The 1895-nt window shown below is 64.0% G+C and carries 1 protein-coding gene and 1 pseudogene; both read left to right on the top strand.

The window, feature by feature from the left end; genetic code table 11:
• Nucleotides 1–1377, top strand: a 1377-nt coding sequence (locus ABYW26_RS14035) for an AMP-binding protein (protein ID WP_372605537.1), incomplete at its 5' end; no start/stop codon positions are given.
• A 99-nt stretch (nucleotides 1378–1476) separates the two neighbouring features.
• A pseudogene (locus ABYW26_RS14030) lies at nucleotides 1477–1895 on the top strand (hypothetical protein); the annotation flags it as partial.

Here is a 1895-nt window from a genome sequence, read left to right as displayed (position 1 = left end):
TGGGGCGTGCCCGCCTGCGGCGCGGTCCTGAACACCATCAACACCCGGCTTGAGGTCGAGACCGTCAGCTATACCTTTGCCCATGCCGGGGCCAAGGTGGTGCTGGTCGATGCGGCGCTGTTGCCGCTGGCCGAAGCCGCCGTCGCCCGCATGGCCGCCGAAGACGCTCCGCGCATCATCGAGGTCGCCGATCACGAGGCCGGCTTTATGCCCAGCGGCCGCCACCCCGATTACGAGGATCTGCTGGCGCAGGCCGACCCGAATTTCCAGTGGATCCTGCCGCAGGACGAATGGGAAAGCATCGCGCTGAACTATACCTCGGGCACCACCGGCCTGCCCAAGGGCGTGGTCTATCACCACCGTGGCGCTTATCTGGCCGGGGTCGGCAATATCCTGACATGGCAGATGCAGCGCCATCCGCGTTACCTGACCATCGTGCCGCTGTTCCATTGCAACGGCTGGACCCATACATGGATGCTGCCGGCAGTGGCAGGCACTGTGATCTGCTGCCGCGACGTGACGGCAAAGAACATCTATCATGCGATCTCGGTCGATGGGGCGACGCATTTCGGCGGCGCGCCGATCGTGCTGAACGCGATCATCAACGCCAAGGAAAACGAACGCCTGCCGTTCGATCACATCGTCGAGGTCTTCACCGCCGGCGCCCCGCCGCCCGCCGCAACGCTGGCCAAGATCGAGCCTCTGGGCTTTAACATCACGCAAGTCTACGGCCTGACCGAGGTCTACGGCCCCGCCACCGAATGCACATGGCAAGACGACCTGTGGCACGATGTCGATCAGGCCACCCGCGCTGAAATCAAGGCCCGCACCGGCGTTGCCATGCCGGTTCTTGAGGAAGCCACCGTTCTGGACGAACAGATGAACCCGGTGCCGCGCGATGGCGAAACCGTGGGCGAGATCATGCTGCGCGGCAATATCGTGATGAAGGGCTATTACAAGAACCCCGAGGCCACCGCCGAAAGCTTTGCCGGGGGCTATTTCCACTCGGGCGATGTCGCGTTCCGCCACCCGGACGGCTATATCAAGATCACCGACCGGGCCAAGGACATCATCATTTCCGGCGGCGAAAACGTCAGCTCGGTCGAGGTCGAAGGCGTGCTGATGCACCACCCGGCGGTCGAGCTGTGCGCGGTCGTGGCCAAGCCTGATGAGAAATGGGGCGAAGTGCCCTGTGCCTTTGTCGAACTGAAAGAAGGCGCCACCGCCACCGAGGCCGAGTTGATCAAGTTCAGCCGCGAACATCTGGCGGGCTTCAAGACGCCGAAACGGGTGGTGTTCACCGAATTGCCCAAAACCTCGACCGGGAAAATCCAGAAATTCGAGCTGCGCACCGTGGCGAAAACACTGGCCGATTGATCCGAACCCGCTGGGCGGCGTCACAGCGCATTGTCGCCGCCCGAGCAAGCCGATAACATACCGCTCAGGGGCATTTAACGGGCAGGTATCAGCGCACAGATGACGGCGCTTTCACAATATGAACGGCTGGAAAGTCCAGGTCTTTGGCGCGAAGGCCCCGAGGCCCAGCGCCGTGATGTGATCGTCTCGTTCGGCGACGCCTCGCTGGTGATCTCGGATCAACGGGAAACCGCGCTGGCGCATTGGTCGCTGGCCGCCGTGCGGCGCCTGAACCCCGGCGAGCACCCGGCGCTTTATGCCCCCGGCCACAGCGCCGAAGAACAATTGGAAATCGACGACGACACGATGATCAAGGCCATCGCCAAGGTGATGACCGCGATTGAACGCGCCCGCCCCCGGCCCGGCCGGCTGCGGCTGGCGCTGCTGGGCACCAGTGTCGCGCTGGTCGCGGCGATGATGATCTTCTGGCTGCCGGGCGCCCTGCGCCGTCACACGGTCGCCGTGGTGCCGCCCAGCGT

The organism is Actibacterium sp., from assembly GCF_041584535.1.
In the GTDB taxonomy this organism is placed as follows: Bacteria; Pseudomonadota; Alphaproteobacteria; order Rhodobacterales; family Rhodobacteraceae; genus Actibacterium_D.
Note: the sequence above shows the minus strand (reverse complement) of the source record. Positions and strands in the feature narration are given on the sequence as shown.